At 38.2% G+C, this 19,150-nt stretch carries 17 protein-coding genes and 2 pseudogenes; 5 read left to right on the forward strand and 14 right to left on the reverse strand.

The genetic code is table 11. The annotated features are described in order from the left end of the window. Position 1: 1 nt before the first annotated feature. The 3 genes from ilvD to ilvG all read right to left on the reverse strand — a co-directional run bounded on the left by ilvD (position 2) and on the right by ilvG (position 3,910). Positions 2-1,843 carry a dihydroxy-acid dehydratase gene (ilvD, locus tag OC443_RS00125; protein ID WP_073579243.1) on the reverse strand — a complete coding sequence of 614 codons (1,842 nt, stop codon included), beginning with the start codon at positions 1,841-1,843 and terminating at the stop codon, positions 2-4. A gap of 124 nt (positions 1,844-1,967) precedes the next feature. Then, positions 1,968-2,252: an acetolactate synthase 2 small subunit gene (gene ilvM, locus OC443_RS00130; protein WP_073579242.1), complete on the reverse strand. Its 285-nt coding sequence runs from the start codon at positions 2,250-2,252 to the stop codon at positions 1,968-1,970. A gap of 11 nt (positions 2,253-2,263) precedes the next feature. Then, entirely contained in the window at positions 2,264-3,910 is a 1,647-nt protein-coding gene (ilvG, locus tag OC443_RS00135) for an acetolactate synthase 2 catalytic subunit (RefSeq protein ID WP_073579241.1), read from the reverse strand. Between the two features lie 509 nt (positions 3,911-4,419). Between ilvG and OC443_RS00140 the strand changes: the two are divergent. After that, positions 4,420-5,064 (forward strand): annotated as a pseudogene (locus tag OC443_RS00140) (magnesium chelatase domain-containing protein); the annotation flags it as partial. Between the two features lie 37 nt (positions 5,065-5,101). On the opposite strand, the gene OC443_RS00145 reads toward OC443_RS00140, so the two are convergent. Continuing rightward, the gene (locus OC443_RS00145; RefSeq protein ID WP_073579240.1) at positions 5,102-5,509 is read right to left on the reverse strand and encodes a hypothetical protein; all 408 of its coding nucleotides are present in this window, start codon (positions 5,507-5,509) and stop codon (positions 5,102-5,104) included. A gap of 165 nt (positions 5,510-5,674) precedes the next feature. On the opposite strand from OC443_RS00145, the gene OC443_RS00150 reads away from it, so the two are divergent. Further along, positions 5,675-6,619: a hypothetical protein gene (locus OC443_RS00150; protein ID WP_073579239.1), complete on the forward strand. Its 945-nt coding sequence runs from the start codon at positions 5,675-5,677 to the stop codon at positions 6,617-6,619. A 6-nt stretch (positions 6,620-6,625) separates the two neighbouring features. Here OC443_RS00150 and OC443_RS00155 read toward each other — a convergent pair whose 3' ends face one another. Continuing rightward, the gene (locus OC443_RS00155; protein WP_200796858.1) at positions 6,626-7,756 is read right to left on the reverse strand and encodes a DNA cytosine methyltransferase; all 1,131 of its coding nucleotides are present in this window, start codon (positions 7,754-7,756) and stop codon (positions 6,626-6,628) included. A 386-nt stretch (positions 7,757-8,142) separates the two neighbouring features. Between OC443_RS00155 and OC443_RS00160 the strand changes: the two genes are divergently transcribed. Next, complete coding sequence (locus OC443_RS00160) at positions 8,143-9,339, forward strand: hypothetical protein (protein ID WP_073579238.1); 1,197 nt, start codon at positions 8,143-8,145, stop codon at positions 9,337-9,339. A gap of 182 nt (positions 9,340-9,521) precedes the next feature. Here OC443_RS00160 and OC443_RS00165 read toward each other — a convergent pair whose 3' ends face one another. From OC443_RS00165 to OC443_RS00180, 4 genes are all read right to left on the reverse strand, one after another. Then, positions 9,522-9,959, reverse strand: coding sequence for a hypothetical protein (locus OC443_RS00165; protein ID WP_073579237.1), 438 nt, complete (start codon positions 9,957-9,959; stop codon positions 9,522-9,524). Further along, positions 9,952-10,107: a hypothetical protein gene (locus OC443_RS00170; protein ID WP_159440289.1), complete on the reverse strand. Its 156-nt coding sequence runs from the start codon at positions 10,105-10,107 to the stop codon at positions 9,952-9,954. Before OC443_RS00170 ends, OC443_RS00165 begins: the two co-directional genes overlap by 8 nt. Beyond that, entirely contained in the window at positions 10,082-10,771 is a 690-nt protein-coding gene (locus tag OC443_RS00175; protein ID WP_073579236.1) for a hypothetical protein, read from the reverse strand. The genes OC443_RS00170 and OC443_RS00175 overlap by 26 nt, the downstream gene beginning before the upstream one ends. A 438-nt stretch (positions 10,772-11,209) precedes the next feature. Beyond that, the gene (locus tag OC443_RS00180; protein WP_073579235.1) at positions 11,210-13,042 is read right to left on the reverse strand and encodes a recombinase family protein; all 1,833 of its coding nucleotides are present in this window, start codon (positions 13,040-13,042) and stop codon (positions 11,210-11,212) included. 38 nt (positions 13,043-13,080) lie between these two features. Between OC443_RS00180 and OC443_RS00185 the strand changes: the two are divergent. Together OC443_RS00185 and OC443_RS00190 are read left to right on the forward strand one after the other, a co-directional pair. After that, positions 13,081-13,971: pseudogene (locus OC443_RS00185) on the forward strand (YifB family Mg chelatase-like AAA ATPase); the annotation flags it as partial. Between the two features lie 85 nt (positions 13,972-14,056). Continuing rightward, positions 14,057-14,944, forward strand: a complete 888-nt coding sequence (locus OC443_RS00190) for an acyltransferase (protein ID WP_073579234.1) — start codon at positions 14,057-14,059, stop codon at positions 14,942-14,944. Positions 14,945-15,140: 196 nt separating this feature from the next. Here OC443_RS00190 and OC443_RS00195 read toward each other — a convergent pair whose 3' ends face one another. From OC443_RS00195 to OC443_RS00215, 5 genes are all read right to left on the reverse strand, one after another. Continuing rightward, positions 15,141-15,740 (reverse strand): thiol:disulfide interchange protein DsbA/DsbL, encoded by a 600-nt coding sequence (locus OC443_RS00195; protein WP_073579233.1) that lies wholly within the window; start codon positions 15,738-15,740, stop codon positions 15,141-15,143. 33 nt (positions 15,741-15,773) lie between these two features. Further along, positions 15,774-16,754, reverse strand: a complete 981-nt coding sequence (locus OC443_RS00200) for a serine/threonine protein kinase (RefSeq protein ID WP_073579232.1) — start codon at positions 16,752-16,754, stop codon at positions 15,774-15,776. A gap of 98 nt (positions 16,755-16,852) precedes the next feature. Continuing rightward, positions 16,853-17,125, reverse strand: coding sequence for a YihD family protein (locus tag OC443_RS00205; RefSeq protein ID WP_073579247.1), 273 nt, complete (start codon positions 17,123-17,125; stop codon positions 16,853-16,855). Positions 17,126-17,270: 145 nt separating this feature from the next. Then, positions 17,271-17,444: a hypothetical protein gene (locus OC443_RS00210; protein WP_159440288.1), complete on the reverse strand. Its 174-nt coding sequence runs from the start codon at positions 17,442-17,444 to the stop codon at positions 17,271-17,273. Between the two features lie 250 nt (positions 17,445-17,694). Further along, positions 17,695-19,140, reverse strand: coding sequence for a TrkH family potassium uptake protein (locus OC443_RS00215; protein WP_073579231.1), 1,446 nt, complete (start codon positions 19,138-19,140; stop codon positions 17,695-17,697). Positions 19,141-19,150: the final 10 nt, after the last annotated feature.

Genomic DNA, 19,150 nt, shown 5'->3' on the forward strand with positions numbered 1-19,150 from the left:
CTTAATCTTCCAGTTTAGATCTATCTCTAACTGCTCCTTTGTCTGCACTGGTTGCCATACTTGCATAAGCCTTCAAAGCGAAAGATACATTACGATCACGGCTGGTTGGCTTCCATCCTGCCTCACTTTGATGGGTTCTGCGGGTCGCTAGTTCATCTTCAGAAACTTCCAGATCAATCGTTCTCTCCGGAATATTGATGGTGATAACATCTCCATCCTTTACTAAGCCAATTGCACCGCCATTGGCGGCTTCAGGGGAGGCATGCCCAATAGATAAACCTGAAGTGCCTCCGGAAAAGCGCCCGTCAGTGAGCAAGGCGCACTCTTTACCTAATCCCATAGATTTTAAATACGAAGTTGGGTAAAGCATTTCCTGCATTCCCGGGCCACCCTTTGGCCCCTCATATCGAATGACTACTACATGTCCGGATTTTACCTGACCATCTAAAATACCAGAGACCGCATCTTCCTGACTTTCAAAAACAATTGCCGGTCCTCTGAATTTTAAATTACTTTCATCGACACCTGCTGTTTTAACAATACAGCCATCCAATGCGATATTTCCTTTCAGAACAGCTAGTCCTCCATCCTGACTATACGCGTGTTCTTTGGTTCTGATACATCCTGACTCACGGTCATCATCGAGCGTGTCCCAACGACAATTCTGTGAAAACGCTTCAGTTGTCCGAATACCGGCCGGACCTGCTTTAAAGAAGCTCTTTATATCATCAGATGTTGAGTCCATGATGTCGTAAGTTGTTAACTGTTCGGCAAGGGTTAACCCCAAAACTGTTTTTGTATCGCTGTGAATTAAACCAGCACGATTTAATTCGCCCAGAATACCCATCACGCCACCAGCTCTGTGGACATCCTCCATGTGGTATTTCTGGGTCGATGGTGCAACCTTACATAAATGAGGAACTTTGCGGGACATGCGGTCGATATCTTCCATTGTAAAATTGACATCACCTTCCTGAGCTGCAGCCAACAGGTGAAGAACGGTGTTAGTTGAGCCTCCCATAGCAATGTCCAAAGCCATCGCATTTTCAAACGCTGATTTTGTGGCAATGTTTCTTGGAAGCGCTGTTTCGTCATCCTGCTCATAATAACGCTTTGTCAGTTCAACGATTCTCTTACCAGCATTGATGAAAAGTGACTCTCTGTCAGCGTGTGTTGCCAGTAATGAACCGTTTCCTGGTTGTGACAACCCTAAAGCTTCTGTCAGACAGTTCATTGAATTCGCGGTGAACATTCCTGAGCAAGAACCACATGTCGGACATGCTGAACGTTCAACTTGCTGACTTTGTTCATCTGATATTTTGGGATCTGCTCCCTGAATCATCGCATCCACCAGATCAAGTTTAATCAGCTGATCTGAAAGTTTGGTTTTTCCTGCTTCCATAGGGCCGCCAGAGACAAAAATAACAGGAATATTGAGTCTCATGGATGCCATGAGCATCCCTGGAGTAATTTTATCGCAGTTTGATATACAGACCATGGCGTCAGCACAGTGGGCATTGACCATGTATTCAACTGAATCAGCAATTAATTCTCTGGAAGGCAGAGAATACAGCATACCTCCGTGACCCATTGCGATACCATCATCAACAGCGATAGTATTAAACTCTTTTGCGATGCCGCCTGCTTGTTCTATTTCCTTTGCAACCAACTGCCCAAGATCTTTCAGGTGTACGTGTCCGGGAACGAATTGAGTAAATGAGTTCACCACGGCGATAATCGGTTTACCGAAGTCTTCTTCTCTCACTCCGGTCGCACGCCACAGAGCGCGGGCTCCGGCCATATTCCGGCCATGAGTAGTTGTTGCTGAACGATATTTTGGCATTTTTTCCCTCACATACTTATTTTTTCCCGGATAAATGGAATTTGACCTGTCTTATTTATCCCTGGTTTTGCCATTAAATTTAAAATTCTGAACCGTTTAATACACAGCTTGCTTTTGCATTTTTTTATGCACACACTTTTTGCTGTAAGTTATTGTTTGGCAAAGTGTTGCTGTTGATTTTTGTTACTTCAACGGTACGAATATCCCATAATTTTTCGATTTGATTGATAAGTGTCGAAATAGGACGATCACTATCAACAATAATCTCTACGCTCGCGACATGACTTTCATGATTTTGAGTCGCAGCGACTTGTTTTATAATAAATCCCCGATGGCGGACAACACGTAAAACTCGTTCTAAAAGAACAGGTTTATCGTCGGCTTTTATATCAATTAAATATCTTTCCATTTTAGTGCTCCCTATGTGTTTTCTAACATGTCGCTATTAGAGGCACCTGGTGGCACCAGTGGCCAGACATTTTCTTCTTCATCAATAACTACATGAAGTAAATAAGCGGTTGGACTTTCAAGCATTTCTTTTAATGCGGGTTCGACTTCTTCTTTTTTTGTGATGGTTTTACCCGGGATACTAAATGCTTGTGCCAACATGACAAAGTCAGGATTATCGTCAAGAATTGTTTCACTGTGGCGGCCATCAAAGAAAAGAGACTGCCATTGTCGAACCATTCCCAAACGCTGGTTATCAAGTAACACCATTTTTACCGGGATTTGACGTCGCTTCAGTGTTCCAAGTTCCTGAACATTCATCATGAATGAGCCATCTCCTGAGATAAGTACTGATTGGTCATCCGGTCTGGAAACGGCAGCTCCCATTGCTGCTGGTAAACCGAATCCCATCGTGCCTAATCCGGCTGAAGAAATGAAATTCTGAGGTTCCCGTGGTTGTATGTGTTGTGCTGCCCACATCTGGTGCTGCCCTACGTCCGTTGAAACGATTGTTGTGTCAGGCATCATGTCTGAGAGCTGCTTAAGTAGCAGTGGTGCGTAAATCAGTTCTCCGGGATGATCATAGCGCCATTTGAATTCCTTGCGCAGCGTTTCACTATATTCAAGCCATTGTTTTATATCATTATTTAGTTCAATTTGAGGCAGGATCGTGTTGATATTACCTCTGAGGGCTGCATTAGTCAGGCGTAGCTTATTGAATTCTGCTGCATCAATATCAATATGAATAACTTTTGCGTTTGGTGCAAAAGTGTCAAGCTTACCTGTAACTCTGTCATCAAAACGGGCACCAACAGCAATCAGCAAGTCACACTCCTGAACAATCAGGTTTGCAGCCTTAGTCCCGTGCATGCCAAGCATTCCAAGATAGTGTGGATCATGTCGTTCTACAGAGCCTAATCCTTTCAGTGTGCTTACAGAAGGCATCGGATTCCGGACTAAAAAGTCACGAACGGTGTGAGTTGCATGGGCTAGCTGAACACCTCCACCGACATAAAGGACGGGACGACGGCATTCATTCAGTAACGACTGAGCTAATGACAATTCTTCCTGATTCACTGGTCGAACTGATTTGGCGGTTTTCTTTTCCAGAGTAATGTTGGGTATCTGTGCCAGTTGTACGTCCTTGGCTATATCAACTAATACCGGCCCCGGCCTCCCTGATTGTGCAACTTCAAATGCTTCTTCCAGTGTTGCTGACAGTTCATTCACATCAGTAACCAGATAGCTGTGTTTTGTACAGGCTAAAGACATCCCAATGACATCCATTTCCTGAAATGCATCAGTACCTATTAATGGACTTGCAACCTGTCCGGTAATTGCCACAAGGGGGATAGAGTCAAGGAAAGCATCAGCCAGACCAGTCACAAGGTTGGTGGCGCCAGGACCAGAAGTTGCCATACATACTGCAACTTTCTGAGTTGCTCTTGCCATGCCGATAGCAGCCATTGCAGCTCCCTGTTCATGCCGGCATAGAATATGATCGACTCCGCCATCATATAAAGCATCGTAAATTGGCATGATTGCGCCGCCGGGATATCCAAAAACAGTTTTGATTCCCTGCTGTTGTATAGCTGCAACAACGAGTTGTGCTCCGGTCATTGTTGACCCCCTGATCTGTTCTCATTCTTATCAATTAGTGTTGTGTTTGTCGGGCATTTCATGTGTTACTCCATCCTTCCCGCAGTATTCATTTTATTTTCTTATGTTGAAAAAAAACCCCCGGACTTTTCAGTGCGGGGGTGTTGTTATTCTTAAGTTTATCTAACGTTCACCAGCCCCCGCGCGGTTCTAATAATGACCACGACCAGAATCAGGCTAATAAGTGAAGCAAAGTGAACGTTTAAAAATTTCATAATAAAGTTTTATATCTGACGAAAATCTCTACAACCATAGTGTTAACATATAATTCCGTTACATGACAAGTAAAAAATCATTCTTTTTTCATCCTTCCGTAAGCTTCAAATACGTTATACATATGATTAGTGAAGAGAAATAGCTTGGATTTCATATCAATATGCATTGATTAAGAGCCTATTTTCATGGACTTGCTGTAATGTCGGGAAATCAGTTTTGGGATTATTTTGTCAGAAGCGAAGAAGGTTTATTTGATGGGATTAGCTGTAATTTATAGTCGGGCCAGTGTTGGTGTTGAAGCGCCTTTAGTCACTGTGGAAGTTCATATCAGCAATGGAATGCCAGGATTTACACTGGTCGGTTTACCCGAAACAACTGTTAAAGAATCCAGGGATCGAGTCAGGAGTGCAATCATTCATTCCCGTTTTGAATTTCCACCGAAACGTATTACGGTCAATCTTGCTCCGGCAGATTTACCCAAAGAAGGCGGCCGGTTTGACTTACCTATAGCTTTGGGAATTCTTGCTGCATCAGAGCAAGTTCTCTCTGATGATTTGGAACACTATGAGTTTTTGGGGGAGCTGGCTTTATCTGGGTTACTTCGTACTGTTAAAGGTGTGTTACCTGCAGCATTAGCAGCAGGTAAAGATGAACGTTGTCTGATTATTCCTGATGGAAATGGGGATCAGGCTGCTTTAGTCGGAAAAGAACGTCATTTATCTGCCAGAAGTTTATTGGAAGTCTGCCAGGCGCTTTGTGGTGACATTTCTTTATCATTACATCAGTCGACTCATCATATATCTGAAGATAAACAACTTCGCGATTTACAGGATATTATTGGTCAACAACAGGGAAAACGGGCTCTGGAAATTGCAGCTGCAGGACATCATAATCTGCTATAGTTATGTCAATTACCTAACAATGTGTTTTACAAAGCTATAAGCGTTTTTTAGTAATGATTCGTGACTTTCTAGTTCTATCTTTTAGAGATAATGAGTTTTCTAATTCGTTTGCACGTTTCGGAGCAATTTTTCTTAGTTTTGCTATAGCAATACGTGCCTTATCATTTGCACCGTGAAGCTCTGTGTTTGTAGATTCAATATCCATAACTAAATCGTCAAGTAAAGATTGTTGCTCTTCGATTCGTTCTAAAAGCTTTGGTTGTGCTGATTTAAGTTTTTTTTCTAACAGATCTCTTATGTTTATATCTTTTCGTAATTTTGAATTTTTAATGGTTAAGAGATGTTCTTTAACCATATCTGATTGGGCTATTTGTTGTGTTTTTAGTAGCTCGGCTTTGGCATTGTTCTCTAATGAATCTTTCTTTGATTTGTCGTTTTTCATAATATCTCCTTGTATATAAGTGTCATATCAAATGAAAGTGAAATTGCAAGATGTGTATTTCATTTGTTGATAAAATCAACATCTTATGTTTTTGTGTGCGTAAAACTTGGCCGAGATAAATTGATTATGTATCTTGATTTGTAGATACATAAGGAGCGTTATTAGATGGCAGTACAAGTAGCGGAGTACCTTGGTCAAAGAACAGATGTAGATGATCGAGATATTCAACCCATAGCTTTAGGCGAAAAGCATTTGTGTCCTTTTATGGATGGATATTGCTCGAAGTTAAGTAAGAAATTACAGCCAGTTTGTTCTGTTCGAAAAAAAAACGGCACTATGTGGATAGTTTGTGAGCATAGACTCTGTGCTACACCTAAAACAAAAAAAGAAAATATTGATGGAAAAGCAATAACTGTTAAAGCACAACTAACTCCACATCAAGAGGAAGTGTTGTGGAAGATTGCGAAGACAGTCTATCGAGGGGAATTTGACAAAAGTGATATTGTTGTAAACCGAGAAGCTCCAATCCCTATTGAAGAAACAGGAGGGAGTTATAAAGCAGATTACATTATGCGTAATTTAGCTATAGGTGCAAAAATTGATGAAATACTCTTAGAAATGCAAGGCGGAGGAGAAACAAGCCAAACAAAGCATATTTCTGATCACGTTTCTAAGTGGGCAAGGTTGGATAAATCAACGAATGAGTATTTGAGGCAATTGCTCCCCAAACCTAATTCTATTGAAACAAATGCTTGGAGAAGACAACAAGAGCAGTTTTTAGTTAAAGGTAATATAGTAAACCAGACAGGAGGAAAGATAGTTTTTGCGATAGGCAATTTAATCTATGACTATTTATATCCTAGAGTATCAAGAGCTAATCTGAGAGATTTAAAGGAACATAATTGGACGTTGTGTTTACTTGGCATTAAAGAAGATACTTCGAAACCTAGAACATTCGGTCCTATTCCATTAACTGTTGATGAGGATAGAACCTTGTTTACAAACTACTCTACTTTTGTAAGAACGTTAACCGATCAAGGTGGACCAGAACCCTCAATCTTCAAAGGTAAATTTTTATCTTTAAGTGGTGAAGATGTTGAAATTAAATGAAAGAGATTACCCTCTTTCATTTTCAACTCGTATGATCTGATTAGCGATCCACTCTATTATTGGAACAGATACAGCATTACCTATAGCCCTTAATCTATTTGAGTCCAATTCTCGGGAAAGCCCTGAAGTCTCTCGTACTCTATAGGGAGCATTCGGCGCACATACAGCATCGGCGCTTCCTCTTGAGTCGAGAGTGTAGCTTTCTCCGTCATTTCGATATCCTTTAGCTTGTGGGCCTGCTGTGTGTTTTCTTCCAATGCTGGCGTGTTGGATAGCAAAGATATCTGTTTTCGATAAGCCATCTCTAGTTTCGGATGTAAAATTTGTCCTCTCGCCTCTGCCCGATTTATCAGTGACTGTATTTGCTCTACTGTCAAAAAGGACTCTAGAGGAGCGGAGGTTTCCATAACTTGCGACAATATACACTCTACGTCTTCGTTGTGGTGTTCCAAAGTATTTAGTGTCAAAAACTCTCCACGATACACCATACCCGAGTTCATCCAGCGTTTTAAGAAGGATTCCGAAGTCAGCGCCATCGTGGCTATTGAGTAATCCGGGAACATTTTCAATGATAATCCAGTCAGGTTTTCTTGCTCTAACAAGTTCTGCGTAAGTATAGAAGAGTCCACTGCGTTGTCCTTTTAAACCTTTTCTTTTACCTTGATTTGCCAATGAAACATCTTGGCAAGGAAACCCACCACACCAAATATTAGCATCAGGGATATTATTTGCTTCAAGAGTGGTAATGTCGGAATGTAAAGGTATACTAGGCCAATGTTTTTTCAATACTTTTTGGCAAAAGCTATTTACTTCACATTGAAATACAACCTCCATCCCTGCTCGCTCACAACCTAAGTCAAACCCCCCAATTCCAGCGAAAAACGATGCTACTTTGAAAGGGTTTTCAGCTTTCGGCAATTTAATAACGTTATTCAAAATATGTTGCACCATTTCAGCATCAGAAGACTGCTTTACCCACAAAAAAGCATCTAATGCTTGTTGAGTGAGTTGGTAGCCATCGTGATTACACTCTTTACTGGCTACTAGCTCACCCTTTCGGATAAAACGCCTAGTGCCATTAACATCTTTAACTAATCCCTTTGCTTTCAATATGTTAGTTACTTCAAGCACATTCATAGTATTTTCTCTAATTCATATTAAACAAATTATATAATATGAATCATCTTTTTCCTATTTTTTTATGGTTCTATTTTTCTATATTGTTGTTTATATTGATTATTTTTATTTTTGTTGAATTTTTCGGCCGTAGATTCTTGCGGCCGTGTTGTTAACTGTGAGCTTGCGAGAGTAAAACTTGTTTTACGGGTGAGCCTATGGTGAACGGGTTTGGGGTATCCCCAGCCCTCGGAGAGCACACACACCCTGACCAGGGTGTTTTAGTGTGCTAAAACGGTTAACTGAACCGTACAGCCTTGAACGGCTGTGGAAAATTACCTCGTCAGCCTTGATTAATTATTTATATATGATTTGTTGAATATATGAATAATTAAAAGAGGACTTCTATGAGTGATAAAAAATACTGCGCTGTAAATACGAAATATTACAAAAATTCAAATACTGGTGAGATAAACCACGTTTTAAGAAAAATGCTTGATAATGTTAATTCTGTAAAGTGTTTACAAGAAAATAATTTTGGCTATTGTTTTTCTGAAAATGATGATCTGGGAAGTTATTACGAAAAAAGATTGAAAGAAGCAAAAGAAAAAAATAAATACGCAATTCAAAACAATAGTAATACTTTCATTGATAGCGTATTGGTTTTCAATTCTGAACAATTTTTAAAATGTATTGAAGAAAATAAACAAGATGAAATCGAACAAGCCACAAAAGATTTTATGTTGGAGTTTCAAAAAGAATATGGCTTTGAACCAATCGGTTTTGAGTTTCACTTAGACGAAGGAACAACGATTGACGCTGATAAATTAGAAGAATTATCAGAAGATGAAAGAAAAAAATATCGACCAATTGATAATCCTGATGAAGATTTTACAAGTGAATATATAAAGCATAATGTTCACGCTCACGCCATTTTTTTAAATTATGACTTTGAAAATAATAAAACTTGTTTAAGAGATATGAGGAAGAAAAATTGGATCGCTTCTCAAGATCTATTACATAAACATTTTAAAAAATTTGGTTTTGATCGTGGTGAGTCAAAAATGACGAATAAACGTGATCATAAAGATAAAGAAGATTATGTTAGAGAGTTAGAATTAAAAACAACTGAGTTGATACAAACCACATCTAAACATTTAGATGAAAAAAATGATTTACTAGATGAAATATTAGATCATCAACAAAAATTAGATCGATTTGAGAATTTGAGTAATTACGCTCAAAAAATTAAAAACTTTTTTGATGAAAGACCAAAATTAATTCTAAGTTTAGAAAAAGCGTTTGGTGAAAAATTTGAAGAAGTAAAACAAATGGCAATTGAGATCTACCAAGCACTAACTGAAAGATCTGAACCAGTGAAGCAAGACCTGGTACAAGAGCAAGAGATCGAACCATCAGAACTAGAATTGGCCGAAGTGCCGCAAACGGTGGAAGAACAGAAAATTAACAATGAAGTTAAAGCGAAGCAAGTAGCTGATAAAGAGAAAAAAATTAAAGCAATTAAGAACAAAAGAAAGTATAAAAAGAAAAGTAATTCATCTGTTTCTAAACTTACTTTAAAACCTGATTTTGGCAAAAAATGATGAGTAAAAACTCGACAACCACGGGACCACTTTTTATTGCAAGACAAGGGTTCACTCCCACCTACATTTTTAAGGTGTGTAGTGAACTCATTAAATTATCCATAGCTGATAATTTACTCCTTACCAGTCGATAGAAATAAAAAACAGTTAGTGATTACCAACTGTTTTACTCGAATTTGCAATTAAGCTTTATTTTCAACCCAATCAAGATGTTTATGCCTTTCTGTTAATTCTTCTTCAGTTAATACTTCATTATAATCACCTGATAAACGTTCTAAATAATTTCTAAGCATACTAATATTATAAGAAATATGTCTTAAAGTATCTTCTTCAAAGTCCCCTAAGTCATTTCTATGATTTTTAATATAGTCAATATAAGAACTTACTTGACTTAATAAAGGATTTAAAGACTTCGGAAAAATAGATATTTCTGATAAGTCATTAATATTTATTATTAGTAATTCTGACCAAGAAGTTAATTCTTTGGGAGCTTCGTAACATTTAGCCATTTTTAATAGCTCTTCTGCTTCTGAAAGCATTATATTTTTATATTTTCTCACAAGAATAAGCCTTTTAAGACTTACTATGTCTTCACAATTTAAAATATCTAAATCATCCATTATTATTCTCCTGTCTATTTTTGTTTTTTCTGTTTTGTTCTAATTCTTGTATTTCTTGTTCGTCTGAATTAACTAATATAACTAATTCTTCAAACATTTCTTGACGTTCTTTTAAAAATTCATCATACGCTGTCTTTTTCTTTTTCATCGGTAAAACCTCTTATTTCATTTAATTTTTTAATAGCCTCATTTCTTTTATCTTCATTAGTTTCAGTTTTAATATACTCAACTAACGCATCAACATTTATTACTTCTTTACTATTCTTTCTATACAAAACAGTCAGTTTGTGTATATCTCTTTTATTATAGTTTTCTACCCAATTTCCTTTTCCGAAAAGGTAAGGGTTAACCTCAAAAGCGCCTCTGTTTATTTTTCCTGATTCACTTACAACAGAGAACAAAATACCTGATTTTTTCAATGCTTGAATAGCATTATTTACTTGTTGAATACCTTTTAAACCAAGCTCTTTGCATATTTTTTGTTTATCATATTCTGTTATTGAAATAATATATTCTTCATATCTCATTAGTTTTAATAGAAAATATAAAACATCTTTATTAGCTGGTTGAATACCTTTCAAACTAACAACATCTTTAAGATATAGTTTAATAAAATCTGGTTCAGTTGGTATACTGCTTGTTGCTGTTTCTGTAGAATTAACAGCCTCATCAAACTCATCAAAACTGACTTTATGAAAATACTCTTTTTTCTTTCTTTGCACTTTTAATTCTTCTGTATATCTATCATCAAATAAGCCATTTAGATGCTTATTTATCTCTTGTTCTTTTTTTCCTCTGTTTATTTCTGTCATAATATGTTCCTTTTTAAGTTTTATAACTTAAATAAACCATATTTAAATATTTTGTCAATGCCTTAAAGTAACTTTTTAAATGTTATGTTATTATTTAAGATAATCTGGATAATATAACTACAGTAGTTATAGTTATTAACATTTAAAATGTTATGACACTATATTATTAGAATGGTCATATTGGTTAAAATAACTACAGTAGTTATGATTGGTAATTACAGTAGTTATTTATATTAACTACTGTAGTTATGTAGAGGTAACACCTTATTTATTAGCGAAACCAATAATAACAATGCTTTCAATATATAACTTTTAAAATAACATATCTCTTCTTATCTATTATGTGGATTCTTGTTATATACAATTGTATTTAATTTGATTGGCATTTTTTTTTTAGTTGCAGGGGGGCTTGTCCCCCCTGATACCCCCAAAGATGCCCTAGCGGGCGCTCTGGTTATCCTTTTGAACTTTGTTTAATAACTTAGTAGCTTTTTCTATCTGGAAAAGAACTTTATTAAATAATTCAATTTCTTGTTGGATTATTATTTTGCTGATTAATTTGTTAATTCTATTTAAATAATTGTTTAGTTTATTGTTATTTAACCCTTTGCAACTATCAATTAATATTAAAAAGTTCTGTTGTATTTGCCAAATCATCTCATCAATTGGCGTTTTCTCGCCATTTAAACGTTTATATGTCATATTGTTATTTGGTAATGAACAACCACCAAAATTATATTGTTCATCAATCATAACTGTATGAACGTGCTGATCTTTCATCTTGAATAAAATGAAATTACTATAATCATTGAATAAATATGCTGATTCTATTTTTTTAGATAAATAACTGTTATAAGTCATTCTATTAGATGATAGTAAAACTGAGTCTTTCTCAAGAATTACATTTTGATACAGGTCGGAATATGTATAATCAGGTTTAAAAGTTAAAATTTTATTTTCAATATCTTCAATTTCTGATCTGTAACTTTCAATTTCTTTTGATAAAATTCTGATTTTTTCTTTAATTGCAGGGATTGAAAAATCATCTTCTAGTAAAAAATTAAGTTGAGATTCTGCTTTTTCGTTAAGATCCTGAACTTTTGCTAATCGCAAATTTAGTTCTGTAGGTGCTTCTGGTTTTGGCATAAAGCCATTTTCAGTAGTTAGATGTAGCAACATCAATTCTAACGGTAAATACTTGTAATGCTTGTTGTGAGTGCAATCACCGCCTCTTTTAGCATTAGAGCAAGTTAGATATTTACCACCTCTTGAACCATCACCCTTATCAACATACTCAATTTTTCCATCACAATAGCCACACCGTAAGATATTACGAAATAGATTAGAAAACTTGTTGCGGTTGACTTTACCACGACCTATAACTCTGCTTTTTCTAGCAATTTGAGCCTTTAGAAAAGTTTCTTCATCAATGATTTGAGGGTAATAATCTGGGATTGGATCGCCTAGAGGCTTGCGTTTATTTTCACCGATCCCGTTATGTTTTCCGATATGTGGCTGATATTCCCCTAATACAGATCTATCTGTAAGTATTCGTGAGAGGCTTGTCCTAGCCCACAACTTGCTTTTATGTGTTGGGGTAGGGAATTGGGTTAAGTTTTCGTTTAAGTGCCTTATAAGCTGTGATACACCCATACCATCAATTGATTTTTTATAGATATACTTAATTATCTCTACTTTGTCTTTTTTTAAGCGAAATTCTGTTCTATCTTCGGACAATTCTAGCCAATGTGGGATCAAAGAAGTTAGTTTTTTATTATCAATGTTCTTCCTTTTAGAGTCCCAACTTTCTTTTAATCGTTTCTTTTTTGTGGCTGATTCTTCATAAGCTCGACTCATTACTATCAAGCTTGTCATAACGTCTAAAAGTTGAGTTTCACTATCGACATCATCATTCTGTGAGTATAGTTTTTGGTCTTGAAGTGTGTAAATATCTACATAATCGAGCAAATGCAGAAACTGACGCATTGCTTTATTGATTTTTTTACGTGATAGGCGATCAAGGTTTTCAACGATCAGTAATGAACCTTTTTTGACTTTGCCTGTTTCACAATCATCAATAAATCTTTTGAGATTTTCCTGATCACCGTCAACGCCTGATACACCAAGCTCTTGATAAACGGCTAATTCTGTATCTAGTTCATAGCCGTTTTTTTCACAATATGCTTGTGTTGCTGAAAATTGTCGTCTAAAGCTATCACCCTTGGCTTGTTGCGCTGATGAGTAGCGTATGTAGGAATAAGCCTTTTTCATTGCTAAAATCCGCTCTTATGGCATTGGTAGGATTATAACATAACCAGCTATTTCTTGGGCCTCCGGGGACAGGTAAGACAATGCTGGCATCCCGGTTGTGCGATCTTATACCTGATATGACCGATGAAGAAGCTTTGGAAACAGCTGCAGTTGCATCGTTAACTCAGCAGGATATTCATCAATATAACTGGAAGAAACGTCCATTTCGGGCGCCACACCACTCCAGTTCAATGGCGGCATTAGTCGGGGGAGGATCTGTTCCAAGGCCTGGGGAAATTTCTCTGGCACATAATGGATTATTGTTTCTGGATGAAATGCCTGAGTTCGAAAGAAAGGCTCTTGATTCATTGCGCGAGCCATTGGAATCGGGCGAGATTATTATTTCCCGGGCACAGGGGAAGACCCGTTTTCCGGCCAGGTTTCAGTTAGTCGGAGCATTGAATCCCAGTCTCTCGGGTTACTATGAATCAGACAGTGCTCATGTTAATCCTCAGCATATTCTGCGTTACCTGAGCCGGATTTCCGGGCCATTGCTCGATCGTTTTGATCTGTCGGTAGAAATTCCGGCTTTGCCTAAAGGAATGTTGTCGAATGGAGGAAGCCGGGGAGAATCGACCTTAACTGTCCGGAGCCGGGTCATACAAGCACGTCAGGTTATGATGGAACGAAGTGGTAAAGCAAATGCATTATTGTCGAATCAGGAAATAGAAAAGTTCTGTGTGCTGGAGCATGAAGATGCTGAGTTTCTTGAAAGTGCTTTACATCATTTGGGGTTATCAGTTCGTGCCTATCATCGCATTATTAAAGTTGCCAGGACGATTGCTGATTTAGCCGGGGAAAGACAGATTTCCCGGCATCATTTAGCGGAAGCACTTGGGTATCGGGCAATGGACCGTTTGCTGAAGCAATTAACAGCGATGAGCGTGTAGTTACCAGATTTTTTCACACCTAAGTTTTTATTCAGCAATTGAGTTTGTATAATTACCATCTTTTTATCGTAACAAACAACAATATATGCTGGCTTATCTACTTTTAATTATAAATATCTTTTTAGTGCTGCTGAATACCGTATTTTGCTCGGTTATGATTTGTCTGACAGCCGTTATCAAATTAGTGCTGCCATTCAAGGCCTTAAAATTTTATGCAACAAAATTAGCTAATGTCATGATGTGGTTGTGGGCAACTTTGAATTTGAAAATACTATCTTTATCTAATCATGTTGAATGGGATATTCAGGGTGGAGATTCTTTGCATAAAGATGGATGGTATTTGATGATTAGTAATCATATTAGTTGGGCTGATATTGTTGTTTTATGCAGTGTTTTTAAAGATAAAATTCCCATGCCAAAATTTTTCCTCAAATATCAGCTTCTCTATGTTCCTTTCATTGGTATGAGCTGCTGGGCTTTGGATATGCCTTTTATGCGCCGTTATTCAAGAGGATATCTGATTCGTCATCCGGAAAAGAGAGGACAGGATCTGGAAACAACCCGTCGTTCATGTACAAAGTTTAAGCATATTCCCACAACAGTTGTTAACTATGTTGAAGGAACGCGCTTTACCACTGAGAAACAAAAGCATCAGACTGAATATAACTATTTGTTGCCACCAAAGTCAGGTGGAATCGCTTATACACTGGCCGCTATGGGTGAGCTTTTTGAAAATGTTGTTGATGTAACGCTGGCTTATCCTGAAAATCAAGAGACTCCTTTTAAAGATATGCTTATGGGAAAAATGGAGCGAATCGTTGTCCATATTGATGTTTTACCGGTTGATGAGCGGGTTCGGGGAGATTATTTTAATGACAAACCATATAAACGTCAGTTTCAGAAGTGGCTGGCAAATATCTGGGCACAAAAAGATCAGCGTTTGAAAGTGGTTTATCAACGAACAGATGACTAACGATTAACTATCTCTGTTTTATACCCAAATTATTCTACGGTGAAAATCAGTCACGCCATATCAGAGCAAGACAAACTCACCTGCAGGGCGTGAGCTGAATCATGCATCTTCAGGTTGTTTGGGCATATTCATGTATTTTTAAAAAGAAAAGGGAGATATGTCAGGCATACCTCCCTTTTCAATCATTCCTATAGCATTATTTTTTCAGCAGAAAATCAACTAATTTAAAGTAATCTTCATTGTCTTTGATACCACGTGTTACAACCAGATATTTGTTATTCACTATCACTGATGGCACACCTGTTAATTTACTTTCCTGAAAACCTTTATCAAAACGACGTGCCATTGAGTCAACAGCAAAACTGTTAAACGTTGCATCAAATTTCTTTGCATCAACACCCTGATCGATAAAAATTTGTTTGAGAGCCGCTTCAGTTTTCGGTGCATTTCTTTCAACATGAATACGGTTAAACATGACCGGTATCATTTTGTCTTCAACACCTAAAGAAATCATGGTTGCATAAGCTTTGCTCATTGGAGCACCCATGCTCCCGCCCATGAACGAGACATGATTTTTCTGGAATTCGGTGTCTTTTGGTAAGTGTAATTTCAGTTTTTGAATAACAGGTTCAAATTCGAAGCAATGCGGGCAATAAAATGAAAAGTACTCTGTAACCGTCGGGTTAGTTGAATGAGGTAAATCAAGGACCTGATAGTTTACCCCTTCCTTATATGGGTCAGCCTGGACCGATAAACTGATGATTAGGGTTGCAAATAATGCAAACAGCTTTTTCATTATAAACTCCATTTGTTGAGCATTCTTATTAATTCATGGTATCAGAGATAATGGTGGCTCTTCTAATGCTGCAATTTGCTCTTTAAATGCAAGCACTTGGGATTCCCAATATTTAGGGTCGTTAAACCAGGGAAATGCCAGAGGAAATGCTGGATCCTCCCATCTTTTGGCCAGCCACGCCATGTAGTGTACCATTCGTAGACCACGTAAAGGTTCAATTAGTTTCATCTCTGATGGGTTAAAATCGCAAAACTCCTGATAGCCTTCAAGAATTATATCCAGTTGAGTGATTCTTTCATGGCGTTCTCCATTTAACAGCATCCAGATATCTTGTATGGCAGGTCCATTGCGGGCATCATCCAAATCAACAAATACCGGGCCTTCTCTCCACAAAATATTTCCCGGGTGACAATCACCGTGCAGGCGAATGTATGAGAGGTTTTCTGGCCAGTATTTTTCTATTGTATTGATCAGTAGATGAAGATCTGAAAAAAATGATTTCTGGATGTGTGCCGGAATAAAATGAGAGTTTTCAAGATATGTTCCTGGTTGATAAAGATAATCACTCAGAGATATATCGGGCCGGTGTTCAAATGTCTTTGTTTTGGCAACCTGATGTATTCTTCCCAGAAAGCGGCCAACCCACTCTAATTGTTCATCGTTATCTACTTCAAATTGTCTCCCGCCAACACTGGGAAACAGAGTGAACCAGTAACCCTGATATTGGTGGAGAGTTTGTCCATCTACATCAACCGGAGAAACAACGGGGATCTCTGCGTCAGCTAATTCCTGAGTAAAGCTGTGTTCTTCCAGTATTTGTTCGTTTGTCCAGCGATCCGGTCTATAAAATTTAACTACATAGCGACGGTTTTGTTCGTCTGTAAACTGATAGACCCGGTTTTCGTAGCTATTCAAAGGAAGGAAGCCGGATTCAGCACGGATACCAATATTTTCTAAAGCGTACCAGACTAAATCAGGAGTGAGCGCGTTAAAGTTAAAAGAAGCCTGCGACATAATCGTTCATTGTTCATTGTTCATTGTATAAAAGAATATAATCCCTGCTGATGTTGGTTCTTTTACAGCCGGTAGGTATGGTCTAATTCTGATTTGTATCAGTCTGATTGAATAATGCCCCGGGCTTTTAGTATCGCTGTTTTGAAATCGTCTTCCTGATCTTTTTTCAGGCCCGGAATCATTTCATCTTTGTCGCTGTTGCGCATTTTCAGGTGATAAATGAGAACATCATCCGTGAGAGATTCAATCTCTTCACTGTATCCAGCTTCCTGAGCCAGTTTGATGATGAATTGCATCAGATTCAGTTCAGAATCTTTTTGCCATTCAGGTTCCAGAAGTTCGAGTAGCTCTTCTATACGATGACACTTCATACTTTTACCCATTTATAACTCAGGTCAGTTGACCTTTGATGACTTGATAGTTGTACAAAGTAACAAATTGCGGTGTAAATACCAATAAACAAGCATAATTAAAGCGCAGTTAAAACTGCGCTTATTTCCGAATCTGCAGTCATTCTCAGGCTGCTTTCGTCACATCTTTTCCGCTTGAATCCGGAGTGTTTAAGATCTGTTTTTCTGCGGGGGTCATTACTGGTGTGTTTTTTTGAGTTACTTTCGCTTTAGCGAAGCTACTGCGGCGGCGTGAAGCGCTGCCGTGATCGTGCGAGTACCTGGCTGGGGCTGCGGGCATTATTGTTACCTGATGGTTTTACATTTCCCTTGTTATTTAACGGCCTGAAGTAACTATTGAGTTCATTCTGTTCAAATCAGCTGGTGATTAAGAAAACTCATTTTGGGCCGAGTGCCCATCCAAATAGTTATTCAAGAACTAATGTGCTTATTACTACGTTAGGATAGCATTAACTATTATAGAAATCGATGATGATCTGCACAAATTATCATCAATATACAGGTGTTTGAGTTTGTCACTTCAGAAGGTTTTAGCTTCTCCAGAAAGCAGGGAAAAATAATACCAGAATAGTTAATATTTCCAGCCTTCCCATGAGCATGCCAAAACTAAGTAGCCATTTCGCTAAATCTGGCAGGGATGAAAAATTACCTGTTGGACCAATAATTGTTCCCATTCCCGGACCAACATTTGAAACGGCTGTGATTGCACCAGAAATGCTTGTTGTTGGATCAAGTCCAATGGCACTTAATATGCCGGCAATCAGGATGATCGTCATAAAAAATGTAATCGCAAAAGCGACAACAGAGCGGATAATATCGTCATTTACGGGGCGTGAGTTGTATCTCTGAACGAATACACCTGATGGATGAATCAGCTTCATCATTTGTTTGTGTAGTAATGTCACTGCGATTTGAAACCGGAAAATCTTGATACCACCGGCTGTAGAGCCGGAACAAGCGCCGACAACCATCAAAAATATAAATAGTGTACTGGGCAGAGCTCCCCAGGCGGTAAAGTCATCCAGGCCATAACCTGTCGTTGTTAATACGGATACGATATTAAACATTGCGACCCGGAATGCGTCGAGAACCGGATATCCGTTGTGTATATTCAGCCAGAGTGCCACGATGGTACTGGTTAACATAAATAAATAGAAAAACCCACGGACCTGGGCATCTTTATACAATTCAACGGCTCTCTTTTTTTTCACTGCAATAACAAAGAGTAAAAAGGGCAGGCCCCCTAAGAACATAAAGACGGTCGCAACCCAGTGGGCGCCGTTAGAAAAATGGTTCATTGAACCATCGGATGTCGAATAACCTCCGGTTGATAAAGTTGTAAAGGAATGATTGATGGCTTCAAACACCGTCATTCCGGTTAACACATATCCAATGCAGCAAAACAGGGTCAAAACAAGATAAACAGCCACAATATTTTTAGCGACGGTTTTTGCTCGGGGGCTGCTTTTGTCGGACCAGTCAGATGATTCAGTCTGGAATAGTTTCATTCCCCCAACATTCAGCATTGGCAGGACGGCTACTGCCATGACAATAAATCCGACGCCGCCTAGCCATTGCAGGATTGATCGCCATAGTAAAATACTGGGCGCCATATGATCTAGGCCGCTTAACACAGTTGAACCTGTTGTGGTGATACCGGACATGGTTTCAAAATAAGCATCGGTGAAACTGATATGATTGATAAACACAAAAGGTAATGCTGCAAATGCACTGGCGACACTCCACACCAGTGTCGTAATCAGAAACATGTCCCTCACGTTTAATTTAAAATTGGCCGTTCTGCCGAGAGTCAGACAAATGAAAGCAACTATATGCGTGATGATGACAGCCTGACCAAAATCCAGAAAGCCACCTGTCCCGCTGAAGAATGCAACTAAAGTCGGGACATACATAAATAAAGCTAGTTTAGAGAGAACCAACCCCAATACAAACAGAATGGATTTAAAGTTCAACATGACAACGTAT

It is taken from the genome of Vibrio quintilis, assembly GCF_024529975.1.
Lineage (GTDB): Bacteria > Pseudomonadota > Gammaproteobacteria > Enterobacterales > Vibrionaceae > Vibrio > Vibrio quintilis.